The 18,237-nt window shown below is 60.2% G+C and carries 15 protein-coding genes; 8 read left to right on the top strand and 7 right to left on the bottom strand.

Going from position 1 to position 18,237, the window contains the following annotated elements:
- Positions 1–30: 30 nt before the first annotated feature.
- The gene (locus tag BJ917_RS22510) at positions 31–249 is read right to left on the bottom strand and encodes a hypothetical protein (protein ID WP_121104599.1); all 219 of its coding nucleotides are present in this window, start codon (positions 247–249) and stop codon (positions 31–33) included.
- A gap of 40 nt (positions 250–289) precedes the next feature.
- Entirely contained in the window at positions 290–1,363 is a 1,074-nt protein-coding gene (locus BJ917_RS22505; protein ID WP_096509308.1) for an NAD(P)-dependent alcohol dehydrogenase, read from the bottom strand.
- A gap of 272 nt (positions 1,364–1,635) precedes the next feature.
- Between BJ917_RS22505 and BJ917_RS22500 the strand changes: the two genes are divergently transcribed.
- The 4 genes from BJ917_RS22500 to BJ917_RS22480 all read left to right on the top strand — a co-directional run bounded on the left by BJ917_RS22500 (position 1,636) and on the right by BJ917_RS22480 (position 7,035).
- Complete coding sequence (locus tag BJ917_RS22500; RefSeq protein ID WP_121104597.1) at positions 1,636–2,556, top strand: universal stress protein; 921 nt, start codon at positions 1,636–1,638, stop codon at positions 2,554–2,556.
- Between the two features lie 49 nt (positions 2,557–2,605).
- Positions 2,606–3,511, top strand: coding sequence for an amino acid ABC transporter substrate-binding protein (locus BJ917_RS22495; protein ID WP_096509306.1), 906 nt, complete (start codon positions 2,606–2,608; stop codon positions 3,509–3,511).
- Positions 3,512–4,705: 1,194 nt separating this feature from the next.
- Positions 4,706–5,707, top strand: a complete 1,002-nt coding sequence (locus BJ917_RS22485) for a MoxR family ATPase (RefSeq protein WP_121104595.1) — start codon at positions 4,706–4,708, stop codon at positions 5,705–5,707.
- Positions 5,704–7,035, top strand: a complete 1,332-nt coding sequence (locus BJ917_RS22480; RefSeq protein WP_121104593.1) for a DUF58 domain-containing protein — start codon at positions 5,704–5,706, stop codon at positions 7,033–7,035. The genes BJ917_RS22485 and BJ917_RS22480 overlap by 4 nt, the downstream gene beginning before the upstream one ends.
- A 134-nt stretch (positions 7,036–7,169) precedes the next feature.
- On the opposite strand, the gene BJ917_RS22475 is transcribed toward BJ917_RS22480, so the two are convergent.
- Positions 7,170–7,529, bottom strand: a complete 360-nt coding sequence (locus tag BJ917_RS22475) for a PilZ domain-containing protein (RefSeq protein WP_096509302.1) — start codon at positions 7,527–7,529, stop codon at positions 7,170–7,172.
- Between the two features lie 243 nt (positions 7,530–7,772).
- The gene (locus BJ917_RS22470; protein ID WP_096509301.1) at positions 7,773–8,156 is read right to left on the bottom strand and encodes a tol-pal system YbgF family protein; all 384 of its coding nucleotides are present in this window, start codon (positions 8,154–8,156) and stop codon (positions 7,773–7,775) included.
- Between the two features lie 170 nt (positions 8,157–8,326).
- Between BJ917_RS22470 and pyk the strand changes: the two genes are divergently transcribed.
- Positions 8,327–9,778: a pyruvate kinase gene (pyk, locus tag BJ917_RS22465; RefSeq protein ID WP_096509300.1), complete on the top strand. Its 1,452-nt coding sequence runs from the start codon at positions 8,327–8,329 to the stop codon at positions 9,776–9,778.
- A 167-nt stretch (positions 9,779–9,945) separates the two neighbouring features.
- Here pyk and BJ917_RS22460 read toward each other — a convergent pair whose 3' ends face one another.
- Genes BJ917_RS22460 through BJ917_RS22450 form a run of 3 tightly spaced genes read right to left on the bottom strand, consistent with a single transcriptional unit; the run spans position 9,946 to position 12,758 of the window.
- Positions 9,946–10,695 (bottom strand): enoyl-CoA hydratase-related protein, encoded by a 750-nt coding sequence (locus tag BJ917_RS22460; RefSeq protein WP_121104591.1) that lies wholly within the window; start codon positions 10,693–10,695, stop codon positions 9,946–9,948.
- Between the two features lie 28 nt (positions 10,696–10,723).
- Entirely contained in the window at positions 10,724–11,659 is a 936-nt protein-coding gene (locus BJ917_RS22455) for an iron-sulfur-binding ferredoxin reductase (protein WP_096509298.1), read from the bottom strand.
- On the bottom strand, positions 11,652–12,758 hold the full coding sequence (locus tag BJ917_RS22450) for a GGDEF domain-containing protein (RefSeq protein WP_121104590.1): 1,107 nt from the start codon (positions 12,756–12,758) through the stop codon (positions 11,652–11,654). Before BJ917_RS22450 ends, BJ917_RS22455 begins: the two co-directional genes overlap by 8 nt.
- 400 nt (positions 12,759–13,158) lie before the next feature.
- Here BJ917_RS22450 and BJ917_RS22445 point away from each other — a divergent pair, with 400 nt between their 5' ends.
- The 3 genes from BJ917_RS22445 to BJ917_RS22435 all read left to right on the top strand — a co-directional run bounded on the left by BJ917_RS22445 (position 13,159) and on the right by BJ917_RS22435 (position 17,976).
- Positions 13,159–14,682: a fumarate hydratase gene (locus tag BJ917_RS22445; RefSeq protein WP_096509296.1), complete on the top strand. Its 1,524-nt coding sequence runs from the start codon at positions 13,159–13,161 to the stop codon at positions 14,680–14,682.
- Between the two features lie 208 nt (positions 14,683–14,890).
- Positions 14,891–16,666 (top strand): ATP-binding protein, encoded by a 1,776-nt coding sequence (locus BJ917_RS22440; RefSeq protein ID WP_096509295.1) that lies wholly within the window; start codon positions 14,891–14,893, stop codon positions 16,664–16,666.
- Positions 16,651–17,976 carry a sigma-54 dependent transcriptional regulator gene (locus BJ917_RS22435; protein WP_121104588.1) on the top strand — a complete coding sequence of 442 codons (1,326 nt, stop codon included), beginning with the start codon at positions 16,651–16,653 and terminating at the stop codon, positions 17,974–17,976. Before BJ917_RS22440 ends, BJ917_RS22435 begins: the two co-directional genes overlap by 16 nt.
- The last annotated feature ends 261 nt before the right edge of the window (positions 17,977–18,237 follow it).

Here is an 18,237-nt window from a genome sequence, read left to right as displayed (position 1 = left end):
CCCGTGCGGCTCCCGTGCTGGCCCAAAGGGTTACACCACGAGGTCGGCCCGAGCCCCAGGGCCAGGCATCCGTCTGGTGAACGCTACCGGGGAAGGAGGAGTTGGCCAGACATGCGGCGCTTCGATGCGTGCCTTGAGTTGGCCAACGAAAGCCTGTGCTTCTCCCAGGCTATTGAAGTTCACTTGCAGGGCATCCATGCGCACGACCCAACAATGGCATGTCGGTTTCTCCGTGATATCAATGATCATAAATACCTCCGTTCGACATCTAGATTCGCCCTGCATACCCTCACGGCGTAATCGCGACCTTCATCACACCGTCCCGTTGGTGAGCAAACAACTCATAAGCCGCCTCGATATCATCAAGTTTGAAACGGTGAGTCACCAGCGGCGACAGGTCCACGCCACCGCTCTGGACCACCGCCATCAAGCGGCGCATGCGTTCCTTGCCGCCGGGACATAGGGTGGTGACGATGCTGTAGTCGCCCAACCCTGCGGCAAAGGCATCGAGGGGAATTTGCAAATCGCTGGAGTAAACACCCAGGCTGGATAGTCGACCACCCGGGCGCAATACCCGCAGCGCGGATTCGAACGTCCCCTGGGTTCCCAGTGCCTCGATGGACACATCGACACCCCGACCATCGGTCAGGGCCATGATCTGCTCGACCACGTTACCGTCCTTGAAGTTGACGACATGGGTCGCGCCCAACCGTCGTGCGACGCTCATCCGTTCAGCCACGGCATCGACACCAATGATCGTCGTCGCGCCTTTGAGTCGTGCACCCGCCACCGCACAGAGGCCTATTGGCCCTAAGGCAAACACGGCTACCGTATCGCCGATGGTCACTTCACCCCGCTCTGCCCCGGAAAACCCGGTGGACATGATGTCCGGGCACATCAACACCTGCTCGTCACTGAGTCCGTCGGGAATCGGACACAAATTGGCGATGGCATCCGGTACCAGCACGTACTCGGCCTGGCAGCCGTCGATAATGTTGCCGAACTTCCAGCCCCCGATGGCACGGAAACCATGGCGGGTATCTGGTCCATCCTGTGACCCGCAACCACACAGGCAGGCATAACTTTGCCCGCTGGGCGTGATGGCACCAGCAATCACCCGCTGTCCTTCGACAAAGCCGCGCACCTGCGAACCGAGACGCTCAATGATGCCCACCGGCTCGTGGCCCACGGTCAGGCCCTTGGCCACTGGATATTCACCGCGCAAGATGTGCACGTCGGTGCCGCAAATGGTCGTGGTGGTGATACGGATCAATGCATCCTGCGGCCCGACTTCCGGGATGGGTTTGTCTTCCAGCACGATCCGGTTCTGTTCAACGAAAACAGCCGCTTTCATGGTTGCCATGGTGATCCCTCCTTTGCCTGCGCAAGCCAACGTTCAGCACGCGCCTAAAGACTGCGCCGGGGCGACGGACGAAAAATTGATAATGGTCAACAATTTCGTCACTGGACGAGGCCCGGGCAACCGCACGTCGGGCCACATCATCCGTCCCCATTCCATTTGACAAATGTCAACCTTCTGTCCCCAGTCGAAAGCAGGATAAGTGCAAGGCTTCATTGCCCAGTACCGCAGCCATTGCGGCAAGCCATTGCGCGTTTACCTACTGGAGACCTCCCATGTCTGATCAATCACGTTTCATGCTGGTTGTCTCGCCGTTGATGGAAAACAGCCCTGCCTTCGACCGGGCTGCCGCACTGGCCAAGGCTTCGGACGCGGCACTGCACATCGTAGCGTTCGATTACCTCGAAGGGCTGGCGACTGCCGGGATGGTCAACGAACAAGCGCGGGAACAGATGCGGCTGGGCTATGTCGAGCGCCATCGTCAATGGCTTGAGGACCAGGCTAGACCGTTGCGCAAAATCGGGGTTCACGTCACCACTGAAGTGGTCTGGGTGGAGAACCCCTTGCAGGAAATCCTCATTCATCTCAAAGAACAGCCGATGGCCGTATTGATCAAGGCGCTGGAACACGAATCCCTGCTGTCACGCCTGATGTTTACCCCATTGGATATCCATCTGCTGCGCGAATGCCCGGTGCCGCTGCATTTTGTCAGTCATATGCACCATGCATTGCCGCGCAAAATCGTCGCCGCAGTGGACCCTTTTCATCGTGATGACCAATACGAAGGTTTCAACGACAGGATTCTGCGCGAGGCGTCCAAACTGGCCGCCACCTGCAACGCCGAGCTCGATGTGATCTACGCCCATGACCTTTCATCCATCAGCGCAGATGAATTCGGTTTCAGTAATGGCTCCGCATTCTTTTCTTCGAGCAAAGCCAAGACCCTGTTCGACGCTCAAGCTGAAGCGTTCGGCGAGCTTTCGGAGCGCAACGGGATTGCGCCGGAGCACCAGCACATGATTATGGGCAATCCGGCCAAGGTGCTTTCCAGCTATGCCGGGGCTTATGACACTGACGTCATTGTCATGGGTCGCATAGGTCACCGCGCCATGGAGCGGTTAGTGGGCAGCACCGTGGAACATCTGCTGTACAAGATGCCCTGCAGCGTGTGGGTGGTATCGCCAGAAATAATTTGAATGATGGTTCACCACCTATCAAAAGAAATACGAGACGGGAGAATGAGAAATGAGCGCTCAACCGATCAAAGCCGCCAACCTGCTTCTTGTCTGCCTACTTTCCCTGGTACCCGTAGTCGCGGGAGCCGACACGCTTGAACGGGTGCGCAACAGTCATTCAGTGGTTCTGGGGTATGTGCCTGACTTCGCACCGTTCAGTAACCAGGCGGGTGACAAGGTCAGCGGATATGCGATCGACCTCTGTCAGGACATCTTCAACTCAATAAAAACCGAGTTGAACCTGCCCTCATTGCAAGTTCGTTATCAGCCAGTTCAGTTGGGCGAAGAAACCAGCGCCGTCAGTACTGGAAAAGTCGACATTCTGTGCACGCCGACGCCAGTAACTCTGGAGCGTCGTAAAACAGTCAGCTACTCAATTCCTGTCTACACGGCCGGCCTCTCGGCTGTAGTCAACAAAAAAGCGCCTAACTCGCTACTTATTGCCCTGAAAGGTGAAGTGGCCAAAACCGGCCCGACCTGGCGCACAGACATCAATCGCGCACTGGCCAACATGACTTATGCCACGATCGCGGGCGGTGTCACCGAGCAGTGGATCAATCAACAAATGCGATCCTTGGGGGTGGTCGCCACGCTCGTCACGGTGCAAGACACTGGCGCTGGTCTCAAACGCGTTGCCGAAGGCAAGGCAGATGTCTTCTTCGCCGAACGCACGATGCTTAAACATGAACTCGCCGACAACAACGCCACCGGGAATCTTGTGCTGCTCGATCGCATTTTCGAGTACGCAACGACCTCAATGATGGTCAATCGAGACGATGAAAACTTCCGTCTGCTGGTCGATCGCGCCCTAAGCGAAATGTACCGTACTGGAGCGATTGAACGGGCATACGACAAGCATTTGGGAGGCGTCAACGATACATCCCGGATGCTGTTCAAGCTCTATGCCCTACCTTGATGACGATAGGAGGCCAGGATAGAAACCACCAAGGACGGTTTAGACCCAGGAGCATCTCTGCCGTGTGCCCCCAGCGGCAAAGCGTTGACTTAGCATTCCAATCCCGCTGGGTGGCGTCCGAACACATGTTCCCCCCATAGGCGGGGGAGCCTCATTTTTTTGGGGGGGAACTCGGGGACAGTTTTCGTCTGAAAGCAGTCGCCTGGAACGCCGCGCTACAGGTCCAAGGCTTGCATCCAGGCAGCCTTCACTTAAATGGCTTAATTATTGCGTTAGGACTCCTACGAGCTCTTGAGTTTCGAAGCTCCCAAAATGTTGCCAAACCCTAAAATAAAAGAACGGTAATGGGAGTCTAGTGTCATGTGGATTCACATCTTGATGCGTACGATTGTCTTCCTGACGATCATCTTCAGCATCGGTTTGTTGTTTACCATTGCCATCCTTTATTTGCTTTGAACCATCGACAAAAAAGAGGGTGACCGAATCTTCAAAGGTGCATCTACTGGGGCCAGCAGCGATAGATCTACATCCCATGATGTTTATCCACCTCATCCATGAATCGGGCCAGATGTTGTTGAGCCTGGTCTAGTGAGCGAAGGAACTTGCCCGATAGCAGGTTCCTCATTGAAGGTGCTCAGTTACGCTGGCCCTTGGCCTCCACCTCCTTCTCCACTTCCTGAATGTACGCTTCTACCGATCGCACCTTTTCCAAGAGCTCTTTGCAAGCGTCTGAATAACGGTGCGATTGGACTTCTGCACCGTTCATGATCGCGCAGTGATACTTATTGTCGAATCTGATATCGATCCCAGTGGTTTCAGCGCCAACCCCCCCTCGGCTTTCGTCACGTTGGCCAGCACTTTGTAATCGATCTGGATAGGGTTTCCGGGGATGTCGGTCCGCACGAGCTGGCAGGTGCGAGCCAGCAAAGCCCTGAGCAATCTGGGGTTCACATTCTTCAGTGCTTCGTTTGCTCCGAAGGCTGAATAGACCCAGCTGAATCATTGTCCGTCGTAGACTAACCTCCACCTCTGACGAACGCTTAAGTGAGGGGTTGCCATGAGATTGCAATGAGGCAGATTGGCAGTCGTTCACCCGTTCCACGCGTAAAAAATAAGTTAAAAAAGTCAGATTAGGTAAGTGACTGATTTATGGAAGATAAAACACATGTAACTGTTAGCAGGGTTCCGGAAGTTATGAGTGAACCGATCAAGCCCGACGCCGCCAGTCACGCCGCGGCGCAACGACAACGCGCCAGCCAGTTGGCGCAAGCCATACGCGGTGAACTGCAAAAAGCCGTGATCGGCCAGATCAATGTGATCGACGATGTGCTCACGGCATTGATTGCCGGCGGCCATGTGTTGCTCGAAGGTGTCCCGGGGCTGGGCAAGACCCTGTTGGTGCGGGCACTGGCGCGCTGCTTCGGCGGCGAATTCGCACGCATCCAGTTCACCCCGGACCTGATGCCCAGCGACGTCACCGGGCACGCGGTGTACGACTTGCAGACCGAGCAATTCAAACTGCGCAAGGGTCCGCTGTTCACCAACCTGTTGCTGGCCGACGAGATCAACCGTGCCCCGGCGAAAACCCAGGCCGCGTTGCTCGAAGCCATGCAGGAGCGGCAAATCACCCTGGAAGGTCGCGCCCTGCCCATCGCGCAACCCTTCATGGTGCTGGCCACACAAAACCCCATCGAACAGGAAGGCACTTACCCGTTGCCGGAAGCCGAGCTGGATCGCTTCATGCTCAAGGTGCGCATGGACTATCCCGACGCCGGGCAGGAGTTGGACATGGTGCGCCAGGTCAGCCGCTCGACCCGCGCCGACATGCTCGACGTGCAGCCGCTGCGCACAGTGTTGCAGGCCAAGGATGTGCTGGCCTTGCAGCGCATCGCCAGTGACTTGCCGATGGATGAACAGGTGCTCGATTACGCCGTGCGCCTGGCCCGCACCACCCGGAGCTGGCCAGGCCTGACCCTCGGTGCCGGGCCCCGGGCCTCGATTGCACTGGTCCGTTGCGCAAGGGCGCGGGCCTTGTTGCGCGGTGGCGAGTTCGTGATTCCGGATGACATAAAAGGTTGTGCGCTGTCGGTGCTGCGCCATCGCGTGCGCATCGCACCGGATCTGGACATCGAGGGGCTGGAGGTGGATCAGGTGCTGCGGCAATTGCTCGATCAAGTGCCGGCGCCGCGCCAGTGAAACCATCGCGCCTGCTGCTGCTCTGGCTGGCCCTGCTGTTGGTCATCGGCATCGTGCTGGGCGCCTTGCAGGCACTGGATTTTGCGCTGCCGTCTTACCTGTCGCGGATCAATTGGGGTCTGCTGTTGGCGCTTCTCGCGCTAGCGCTAATCGATGCCATCCGCCTCAAACGCTTGCCCTCACCCCGCGTGCGACGGCACATGCCCGGCAGCCTGTCGCTGGGACGCTGGGGGGAAGTACGACTGGAGCTTGAACATGACTTCGTTCAGCCGCTGGACCTGAAACTCTTCGACCATGTACCGGACGGCCTGGGCTTCGAAAACCTGCCGCTGACGCTGTCATTGCAACCCGGCCAACGCTGCCTGAGCGGTTATCGCCTGCGCCCGCTCAAACGCGGTCACTTCCGTTTCGAACACTGTGAAGTCAACCTGCCTGGTCCGTTGGGTCTGTGGTCCGACAAACGCTTGCTGCAGGTACCGGACCAAACGCGCGTCTATCCCGACTTCGCCCGCCTGTATGGCGGCCAACTGTCGGCGGTGGACCACTGGCTCAACCAACTTGGCGTACGCCAACGCCAGCGCCGCGGACAGGGGCTGGAATTTCATCAACTGCGCGAGTTTCGCGAGGGCGACAGCCTGCGGCAAATCGACTGGAAAGCCACCGCCCGCCAACGTACGCCGATTGCCCGGGAGTATCAGGATGAACGCGACCAGCAGATCATTTTCATGCTCGATTGCGGCCGCCGCATGCGCAGTCAGGACGATGAGCTGGCGCATTTCGATCATGCGCTCAATGCCTGCCTGCTGCTGAGTTACATCGCGCTGCGCCAGGGCGATGCGGTGGGCCTGAGCACTTTTGCCAGCGATCAACCGCGCTACCTCGCCCCGGTGAAGGGCAGTGGCCAACTCAACGTCCTGCTCAACACCGTCTACGACCTCAGCAGCAGCCAGCGCAGCGCCGACTATCAAGCGGCCATCACCCAATTGCTCGCCCGACAAAAACGCCGGGCGCTGGTGGTGCTGGTGACCAACCTGCGCGATGAGGACGATGAAGAGCTGCTCACGGCCGTCAAACGATTGGGCAAGCATCATCGGGTACTGGTCGCCAGTTTGCGCGAAAACGTGCTCGACCACCTTCGGGAATCACCGGTGCAGACCTTGCCCGAGGCGTTGGCCTATTGCGGCACGGTGGATTACCTCAATGCACGGGTTGAACTGCATGAGCGGTTAAGTGCACATGGGGTGCCGGTGCTGGATGCGCGGCCCGGAGAGTTGGGTACGAAACTGGTGTCGCAGTATTTGAGCTGGAAGCGTAGTGGGAGTGTTTGATCTGCCTGCTGGATGCCCATCGTCTGCACTGGCGCCTTCGCGAGCAAGCCCGCTCCCACATGGGATCTTCAGTGAACATGGTATTTGCGAACACATAGATCAACTGTGGGAGCGGGCTTGCTCGCGAAGCTCATTCAGGCCGAAGCCGGCAATGTCTGAAAACTGAAGTACTGCTTCAACGCCCCCACCAATTGTGCATATTCCGGCGGCGCCTGTTGCAGGCTGAACCCGGCGTCATAGTGGCGGGGGGTGGCGTCTTCATGGCACCACAGGCAGCACGCCCGCAGGTCAATAACCTGTTGGCAGCCATCGCTGGCCGGGATCTTCAGGCGCAAATCGAAGTCCGCGCCGATCATCATTGGCAACTGGCTGATCAGCATCAGCCCGTCTTCGGAGACATTGCCCAGATAGCCGATGGGTTTGTCGGTGATGCTGTTGAACACTTTCAGAAAATACGGCAGTTGATGCCGCTCGATCCGGCGGTCGGTGAACATGCTGAATTCGCTACGCAAGGCCCTTAAGCAGGACCGCACTAATGCTTCGGAACAGGCCAGCCTACTGATACCCAGGCATAAACCGCCCGCTCTCCCCGTTCCCGGTGCGACAGTCCATCAACCGCTGCCGCTTACGCCTGCCGATCACAGGTGTTACGTCAGTTTAGAAACTAGGCTCTAAACTGGTCTATTCGACTATAGCTCACCGCCGCCGGTCGGCCAGCTATTGAAGGGCAACCCGAATCAAAACTGCGTCGGGCGCACCGCTGCGGCACTGCGGGTGGGGTAGTGACCCAGGCTCTGCAAGGTTTCCAGACGGGCGCGGGCGCGGTAGGCGTATTCGCTTTGTGGATAGGAAGCGATGATGAATTGATAGGTCTGGGCGGCGTCGATGAACATTTTCTGCCGCTCCAGGCACTGACCGCGCATCATCGACACTTCCGGCCAGACATAAGGCCGTGCACGGCTGTCACGCTCGACCTTGGACAACTCGAGCATCACCTGCTCGCAATTGCCACGGTCGTAGGCGCTGTAGGCATTGTTCAAATGATGGTTCATGGCAAAACGGGTGCAGCCCGTGACGCTTGCAACACTAAGGGCAAGGGCAGCAATGTGTACGAATCGCATGGGAAATCTCCTGTCTTGAACGCTGTATCGACCCGAGGGCGCAAATCTTCAGGCCACCTGGCACAAAGTTGCGCGTTCAATAAAGAAAGAAAAAAGTAGTGCAAACGAACAATGACTACACCCCGAGACCATAGTAGCCTCACTCAGCGCTTGAACTCAGGAGTCTTTGCATGTCCGTCCGTCGTACCAAAATCGTCGCTACCCTTGGCCCGGCCAGTAACTCGCCGGAAGTTCTCGAACAGCTGATTCTGGCTGGCCTGGACGTCGCCCGCCTGAACTTCTCCCACGGCACCCCCGACGAGCACAAGGCTCGCGCGAAGCTGGTGCGTGACCTGGCCGCCAAGCACGGCCGCTTCGTCGCCCTGCTGGGTGACCTGCAAGGTCCGAAAATCCGTATCGCCAAATTCGCCAACAAGCGCATCGAGCTGAAGATCGGTGATCAATTCACCTTCTCCACCAGCCATCCGCTGACCGAAGGCAACCAGCAAGTAGTCGGCATCGACTACCCGGACCTGGTCAAGGACTGTGGTGTAGGCGACGAGCTGCTGCTCGACGACGGTCGCGTCGTAATGCGCGTCGACACCGCCACCGCCACCGAATTGAACTGCACCGTGACCATCGGCGGCCCGCTGTCGGACCACAAAGGCATCAACCGTCGCGGCGGCGGCCTGACGGCACCGGCCCTGACTGAAAAAGACAAGGCCGACATCAAGCTCGCCGCGGAAATGCAGGTCGACTATCTGGCCGTGTCTTTCCCGCGTGACGCAGCCGATATGGAATACGCGCGCAAACTGCGCGACGAGGCTGGCGGCACCGCCTGGCTGGTGGCGAAGATCGAACGCGCCGAAGCCGTGGCTGACGACGAAACCCTCGATGGCCTGATCAACGCATCCGACGCCGTGATGGTGGCCCGTGGTGACCTGGGCGTGGAAATCGGCGACGCCGAGCTGGTGGGCATCCAGAAGAAAATCATTCTGCACGCACGTCGCCACAACAAGGCGGTGATCGTGGCGACCCAGATGATGGAGTCGATGATCCAGAACCCGATGCCGACCCGCGCCGAAGTGTCCGACGTAGCCAACGCCGTGCTCGACTACACCGACGCCGTGATGCTCTCGGCCGAAAGTGCCGCTGGTCTGTACCCGCTGGAAGCCGTACAGGCGATGGCACGCATCTGCGTCGGCGCTGAAAAGCACCCGACCAGCAAGACCTCCAGCCACCGCATCGGCAAGGAATTCCAGCGCTGCGACGAAAGCATCGCCCTGGCCACCATGTACACGGCCAACCACTTCCCGGGCGTGAAGGCGATCATCGCGTTGACCGAAAGCGGCTACACCCCGCTGATCATGTCGCGCATCCGTTCCTCGGTGCCGATCTATGCGTTCACTCCGCATCGCGAAGCCCAGGCCCGCGCGGCGATGTTCCGTGGCGTGTACACCGTTCCATTCGACCCGGCCTCGCTGGCACCCAATGAAGTCAGCCAGAAAGCCATCGACGAGCTGGTCAAGCGCGGCGTGGTAGAGAAAGGCGACTGGGTCATCCTGACCAAGGGCGACAGCTACCACACCACCGGCGGTACCAACGGCATGAAAATCCTGCATGTCGGCGACCCGATGGTCTGAGTGACCGGTTGCTGAAAGACAAAAGCCCCGCCATGTGAATGGCGGGGCTTTTTGCTTTCTGATCCTGGTGCTGTGTTGCCTGGGCTGACGCTTTCACGAGCAGGCTCGCTCCCACAATGGTACGGCGTAGCCTGCTCGCGAAGAGGGAGGCCCAGTCACCATAGACTTCAATGCCTGTTGATAAACCCGGACAACGCCGCCATCGCCTCCGGCGAACGCAATCGCTGGGTAAACAACGCCCCCTCCTCTTCTATTACCTTGCGCAACAATTCCCGATCCGGGGCTTTCATCAACTGCTTGCTGATCCGCACCGCCTCAGGTGGCAAAGACTCAAAGCGCAGGGCCATCTCCCGAGCCTTGGCCAACGCCTCTTCGCCACTGCCCAAGGCTTCGGACGCAATGCCCCATACCGCAGCCTGTTCACCGTTGAATCCTTCGCCCAGCAGCAACAATTCCGCCGCTTTGGCCTGCCCAAGCAGACGCGGCAGGAGCAGGCTGGAGCCGAATTCCGGGCACAGGCCAAGGTTGACGAACGGCATGCGTAATCGCGCATCCCGGCTGACGTATACCAGATCGCAGTGCAGAAGCAGCGTCGTGCCAATCCCCACGGCAGCGCCCGCCACGGCGGCGATCACCGGTTTGCGGCATTCAAGCAGGTTGAGCATGAAGCGGAACACGGGGCTGTCGAGGTTGTTCGGTGGTTGCTGGATGAAGTCTGCAATGTCGTTGCCGGCGGTGAAGCACTCGCTGGAGCCCGTGATCAGCACGGCGTTGATTTCAGGGTCGCTATCGGCCTGCTTCAGCGCTTCGGCCAGATGGTTGTACATCGCACGGGTCAGGGCGTTTTTCTTTTCCGGGCGATTGAGGCGCAGCGTCAGCAGGCCGCGTTCGCGTTCAATCTGGATGGCATCGGTCATGGTCGGTCTCGCGTCTGGAATTCAGCGCTCAACCACGGGGCAGGAAGACATCGGCCAGCAGTTGATTGCGCGGCAGTCCCGCCAGATACAGGCGCCGGGCAAAGGCGTCAACGCTGTCGGGGGCTCCGCAGAGTAGGGCCAGGGTTTGCCGGGAGACAAGGCGCAGTTGCGCCAAAACCGCTGGCAACTCGGCCGCGGTCCATAGCTCGATACTCAGGTTCGCACGGCTGGCAGCCATGGCTTGCAACGGCTTGGCCAGATAATGCTCATTGCCATCATGGGCCAGGTGAATGACGCGAATTGCGCCCCGGTGATCATGGCGCAACGCTTCGCGCAGCACACCGAACAGTGGCCCCAGCCCCGTGCCGGAGGCCATCAGCCACAACGGTCGATCATGCCAGTCCGGGTCATAGTGCAAGGCCCCGCCGCGCAATTCGCCAAGGCGGATCGGATCGCCGATGTTCAGCTGACGCGCGGCATCACTGAATTCACCCGGCAGGCGACAATCGAGGTGAAACTCCAGGAAGCGGTCGTCTTCCGGCAGGCTGGCCAGGGAATACGGTCGCGCCACATTACCCACCCACAACACCAGATGCTGGCCGGCGCTGTAGCGCAAAGGACGTTGTGGGGTCAGGCGCAAACGTAACACGCTGTCGCTCAACCAATCGACGGCCGCGACCTCGGCCGGGCGGCCGTCCTGTTGCGGGTCGAAAGTGTGCACCTGCAAGTCCTCGACCACCTGGCACTGGCACGCCAGGCGCCAGCCTTGCTGGCGTTGCTCCGGACTCAAGGCATCGGGGCGGCTGTCGCTCGGCAGCCCTTGTACGCACTGCACCAGGCACGCATGACAACTGCCGGCGCGACAGCTGTAGGGCACTGCCACACCGTTCTGATTCAGGGCATCGAGCAAATTGCTGCCCACCGCCACCGACCAATGGCGCTCGCCGACACGCAGCTCAGGCATCGACGTTTTCCCACGCTGCCGCGCAACGGTTGCGCCCGTCACGCTTGGCGCGATACAGCGCCTGATCGGCCCGCTGCAAGGCTTCGTCGAGATCCTCGCCCGGCTCCAGCAGGGTCATGCCCGCGGACAGGCTGAGATTGCGTACGTTCAGACCGATCAACTCGACATCGGTGAACGCGATGCGCAACCGCTCGCAGCACAAGGTCAAACTGTCGGCATCGCAGTCGGGCAGCAGCACCACGAACTCTTCGCCGCCGTAGCGGGCCAGGACGTCACCTTCGCGCAAGCAAGCGGTGGCCACGCCGGCAAAGGCTTGCAGCACTTGATCGCCAGCGGCATGACCGTGCAGGTCGTTGATGCGTTTGAAATGGTCGAGATCGATCAGCGCCAGGCCATGCATAACGCCGGTCTCCATGGCATTGAGCTCGCGGGAGGCCAGGCGCAGGAAATGCCGGCGATTGAACAGGCCGGTCAACTCGTCGGTGGCCACGAGGTCTTCGAGCTGGCGCATCATCCCGCGCAATGTGTCCTGGTGAGCCTGCAAGGCAAAACGGCGCTGGCGCATGCGGTGGCGCGAGGCCTGGACATAACCGGCATAGAGCACCAGCCAGACCAGCACGATCAACAGCACGCACACCTGCAACGCCGCCAGGGCCGGGTCGGGCAGCTGGAAGTGATAGCCCTCCCACAGCGTGATCGCGCTGAAACTGAAAAACACCAGTAAGGCGCATCGCAGGAATGAGCGACGGGACAGGTGGAACAACCCGAACAGCAGGATCAATACATAAAAAACCAGGAATGCCCCGCGCGCATCGTTCAGATGGGCAATCAGCCAGGTTTGCCAACCCAGCCCCAGCAACACCTGGGTTTCGGTCAGGCTGGGGTCGGCGAAGCGCAGGTTGCAGCCGGAATAGAATATTGCGAACAGCGTTGCCTGGCTGATCACCACCAGCGCGCTGCCAATGGCCACGCCCGATAGCGTGTCCTGAAAGTGACCGGTAAAAAACGCCAGCCACAGCAACAGCAGAGCCAAGGCATAGGTGCCGGCCGCAAGGGCAAAACGTTTGAGCAACAGTCGCTGGATGGCGTTATGGGTCAATCGTTGACTCACCGAATGAAAGGAGACTGACAGAGCGTCCTACTCTACAGACCGTATGTCACTTTAGTGGCGTGGCCGATAAATGACCATCGATTTTCTGGCCCCCACGTCCTTGTAGGTGCTGGCTTGCCAGCGAAGACGGCGTGTCAGACGACAACTGTATCGCCTGTCAGGTCGCTTTCGCTGGCAAGCCAGCTCCTACAAGAGGTTATGCGTATCTATGCGACCAACGATTGACTACCGGCGCGTGTGCCCTTGAGCGAGGCGCGGTATACTGCCGCGCCTTTTTAGCGTCGCGCCAGCATGCCCGGCGTGCCTTGAAAGGTGCTTGCAACCGACCGATGCACCCAAGCTGCAAGCACCTTATTGAATGTTCCCGTCTTTTAGAGGAGCGCGACTCATGACCGTGATCAAGCAAGACGACCTGATTCAGAGCGTTGCCGACGCCCTGCAGTTCATTTCCTATTACCACCCCGTGGATTTCATCCAGGCGATGCACGAGGCCTACCTGCGTGAAGAATCGCCGGCAGCCCGCGACTCCATGGCGCAGATCCTGATCAACTCGCGCATGTGCGCCACCGGCCACCGCCCGATCTGCCAGGACACCGGCATCGTGACCGTGTTTGTCCGCGTGGGCATGGACGTGCGCTGGGATGGCGCGACCATGGGCCTGGACGACATGATCAACGAAGGCGTGCGTCGCGCCTACAACCTGCCGGAAAACGTCCTGCGTGCTTCGATCCTCGCCGACCCGGCGGGTGCTCGCAAGAACACCAAGGACAACACCCCGGCCGTTATCCACTACTCCATCGTTCCGGGTAACACCGTGGAAGTGGACGTGGCGGCCAAGGGCGGCGGTTCCGAGAACAAGTCGAAGATGGCCATGCTCAACCCGTCCGACTCGATCGTCGACTGGGTTCTGAAGACCGTTCCGACCATGGGCGCCGGCTGGTGCCCACCGGGCATGCTCGGCATCGGCATCGGCGGTACTGCCGAGAAAGCCGCGGTAATGGCCAAGGAAGTGTTGATGGAATCCATCGACATCCACGAGCTGAAAGCCCGCGGCCCGCAGAACCGCATTGAAGAAATGCGCCTGGAGCTGTTCGAGAAGGTCAACCAGTTGGGCATTGGCGCCCAGGGCCTCGGTGGCCTGACCACCGTGCTCGACGTGAAGATCATGGACTACCCGACCCACGCCGCTTCGTTGCCGGTGTGCATGATCCCGAACTGCGCCGCCACCCGTCACGCGCACTTCGTGCTCGACGGTTCCGGCCCGGCCTCGCTGGAAGCGCCACCGCTGGACGCCTACCCGGAAATCGTCTGGGAAGCCGGTCCTTCGGCCCGTCGCGTCAACCTCGACACCCTGACCCCGGAAGAAGTGCAGAGCTGGAAGCCGGGCGAAACCGTCCTGCTCAACGGCAAGATGCTCACCGGTCGCGACGCCGCGCACAAGCGCATGGTCGAGATGCTGAACAAGGGTGAAACCCTGCCGGTGGATCTGAAAGGTCGTTTCATCTATTACGTCGGCCCGGTTGATCCGGTTCGCGAAGAAGTGGTTGGCCCTGCCGGCCCGACCACCGCTACGCGGATGGACAAATTCACCCGTCAGATCCTTGAGCAAACCGGCCTGCTGGGCATGATCGGCAAATCCGAGCGCGGCCCGACCGCCATCGACGCGATCAAGGACCACAAAGCCGTTTACCTGATGGCAGTGGGCGGCGCGGCTTACCTGGTGGCGCAAGCGATCAAGAAATCCCGCGTCGTGGCGTTTGCCGAACTGGGCATGGAAGCGATCTACGAGTTCGACGTCAAAGACATGCCAGTGACTGTTGCAGTCGACAGCAAGGGCGAGTCGGTACACATCACCGGTCCTGCCATCTGGCAGAAAAAGATCAGTGAAAGTTTGGCGGTGGAAGTGCAGTAAGCACCTCGACTGAACAAGCAAAGGCGACAGGGCTACCCCTGTCGCCTTTTTTATTGCCCACCCTTCCCCCTTCCCTGTAGGAGCGAGGCTTGCCCGCGAAGAGTCCCTCGAGGGAGCCAAAAGCTTCGCGGGCAAGCCTCGCTCCTACAGGGAAGGGGGAAGCTCATGTTATCGTGCGGCCCCTCCGTATTCCTTGTGTAAGCCCTGCATGTTCTTGTCTTCCCGCTCCCTGCGCCTGACGCTGTATACCGTGTTGATCATCGCCGGTGCCGCCCTCGCGGCCACCCTGGCCATGCGTCATACCGTGCGCCAATCCATGGTCGAAGACGCGGCCCGGGCCAACCAGCAACTGGCGCTGTACGCCACATCGCTGCACACCCTCATCGAACGCTACCGCGCCCTGCCCTCGGTGCTGGCGCTGGATCCGCAATTGCGCGATGCGCTCAAAGGCCCGGTCAGCCCCGAGCAACAGGAGCTGCTGAACCGAAAACTGGAAAAGATCAACGGCGCCGCCGAATCCTCGACCCTGGAATTGCTCGACCGCACCGGTCTCGCCGTGGCCGCGAGCAACTGGCGTTTGCCCAGCAGCTACGTCGGCCACAATTATGGCTTCCGTCCCTATTTCAATCAGACCCGCACCCAAGGCACCGGGCGCTTTTATGCCGTAGGCGTGACCAGTGGAATTCCGGGTTACTTCCTGTCCAGCGCCGTGACCGATGACGACGGACAGTTTCTCGGCGCCATGGTGGTGAAACTGGAGTTTCCGGAACTGGAACGCGAGTGGCGCCAGGGCAACGACACGCTGCTGGTCAGCGACGCCCGCGGGATCATCTTCATCGCCAATCAGCCGGGTTGGCGCTATCGCCACTTGAAACCGCTGAGCGAAAGCGATCACGCCGAACTCAAGACCACCCGCCAATACGACAAGCAACCGTTGACGCCGCTTGAATTCCAATCGTTGCGCCGCTTTGACGACAACAGCGAACTGGCACGGGTCGAGGGTCCGGACGGCAATGCCGACTATCTATGGGAATCTTTGCCGCTGGCCGCCGAAGGCTGGACCCTGCACCTGCTCCGGCGTCCCCAGGTTGCCTTCGAAGACAGCCGCAACGCGGCACTCGCGGCAGCCGGGTTGTGGCTGGCCCTGGTGTTTCTGTTGTTGTTTCTCAACCAGCGCTGGCGCCTGGCCAAACTGCGCCAGCGCAGTCGCGAGGAGCTTGAGCAACTGGTGGAAGAGCGTACCCGTGACCTGCGCACGGCCCAGGACGGACTGGTGCAATCGGCCAAACTCGCCGCCCTCGGGCAGATGTCGGCCGCCTTGGCCCACGAGATCAATCAACCGCTGACAGCCCAGCGCATGCAGCTGGCGACCTTGAGGCTGCTGCTCGATCACGGCCGGGTCGATGATGCCTACAAGGCGCTCAAACCCGTGGACGAGATGCTCACACGCATGGCCGCCCTCACCGGCCACCTGAAAACCTTTGCCCGCAAAAGCCCCAGCGGCTTGCGCGAACGCCTGGACCTGGCGGCGGTGGTGGACCAGTCGCTGCAATTGCTCGACACGCGACTGCGCGACGAGCAGGTCAGCACAGTGCTGCATCTGACGCGTCCGGCCTGGGTACGCGGCGATGCGATTCGCCTGGAGCAGGTGCTGATCAACCTGTTGCGCAACGCGCTGGATGCGATGCAGGACAAACCCTGCAAGCGCCTGGAAATCCGCCTCGAAGCCGAGGAACAACTGTGGCGGTTGAGCGTCATCGACAACGGCAGCGGCATCTCGGAAGAGAATCTGCCCAAGGTGTTCGATCCATTCTTCACTACCAAACCCGTGGGCGATGGCCTGGGTATCGGCCTGGCGGTTTCTTTCGCTATCGTTCACGAATCGGGCGGGCGCCTGACGGCCGACAATCACGCCAACGGTGCAGTGTTCACCCTGACCTTGCCCATCGATCTGGAGGCCCATGGCTCATGCTCAATTCAGTGATGGTGGTCGACGATGAAAGCAGCATCCGCAGCGCCGTCGAGCAATGGCTGAGCCTGTCGGGTTTCGAAGTGCAGTTGTTCAGTCGTGCCGATGAGTGCCTGGCACAACTGCCGAAGCATTTTGCCGGGGTGATTCTCAGCGATGTGCGCATGCCGGGCATGACCGGGCTGGAGCTGTTGGCTGAAGTGCAACGGCGCGATGCCGACCTGCCGGTGATCCTGCTGACCGGTCACGGCGATGTCCCCATGGCCGTCGACGCCATGCGCGAGGGTGCTTACGATTTTCTGGAAAAACCCTTCAGCCCCGAAACCCTGCTCGGAAGCCTGCGCCGGGCCATGGACAAGCGCCGGCTGGTCCTGGAAAACCGTGCCCTGCACGAACAGGCCGACAACCGCGCCAAGCTCGATGCCACGCTGCTCGGCGTATCCCGAAGCCTGCAAACCTTGCGCGGGCAAGTGCTGGACCTGGCGGCGCTGCCAGTCAACGTACTGATCCGTGGCGAAACCGGCAGCGGCAAGGAATTGGTTGCCCGCTGCCTGCACGACTTCGGGCCGCGCGCCGACAAACCCTTTGTCGCATTAAACTGCGCGGCCATTCCCGAGCAACTGTTTGAAGCCGAGCTGTTCGGTCACGAAAGCGGCGCGTTCACCGGGGCTCAGGGCAAGCGCATCGGTAAACTGGAATACGCCGATGGCGGCACCTTGTTTCTCGACGAAATCGAGAGCATGCCCCTGGCCCAGCAGGTGAAATTGCTGCGGGTGTTGCAGGAGCAGAAGCTGGAACGCCTGGGTTCGAACCAGAGTATTCGCGTGGATCTGCGGATCATCGCCGCGACCAAACCGGACCTGCTCGACGAAGCACGGGCCGGACGTTTTCGCGAGGATCTGGCTTATCGCCTGAACGTCGCCGAACTGCGCCTGCCGCCGTTGCGCGACCGTCGCGAAGACATTCCCCTGTTGTACGAGTCTTTCGCCCGACAGGCCGCCGAGCGCCTGGGTCGTTCCTTTTCACCGTTGAGCGGGCCGCAATTGAGCCATCTGCTGAGCCACGACTGGCCAGGCAATGTGCGGGAACTGGCAAACGCGGCCGAGCGCCAGGTGCTGGGGCTGGGTGAACCTGTCCCTGCGGGTATCGAACCCGGGCAGTCACTGGCGGCGCAGCAGGAAGCCTTTGAAGCGCAATGTCTGCGCGCGGCGTTGGCCCGGCACAAGGGCGACGTCAAGGCGGTGCTGGAAGAACTGCAACTGCCGCGTCGCACCTTCAATGAAAAGATGCAGCGGCATGGGCTTACACGGGAGATGTTTCTGTAGCGTCTGGACGGACCTCTTCGCGAGCAGGCTCGCTCCTGCAGTGGATCGGTGTACGCCTTACCATTGTGGGAGCGAGCCTGCTCGCGATGGGGCCCGCACATCCAACAAAACTCCCGAGCCGAATGAGCGACTTTCCGCTCACACCCAATCCTGAATAAGCGGATTTCCGCTCACCAGAACGTCCTACCCCCTCTAAACCGGCCCTCTCCCTCTTGGCACAGCTCCTGCTATAGCCCCCGCAGGCTGCGTTTAACCGCGCTC

The organism is Pseudomonas sp. WPR_5_2, from assembly GCF_003634475.1.
GTDB classification, from domain to species: Bacteria; Pseudomonadota; Gammaproteobacteria; order Pseudomonadales; family Pseudomonadaceae; genus Aquipseudomonas; species Aquipseudomonas izuensis.
The sequence above is the reverse complement of the archived record's forward strand: the minus strand, read 5'-3'. Positions and strand labels throughout refer to the sequence as shown.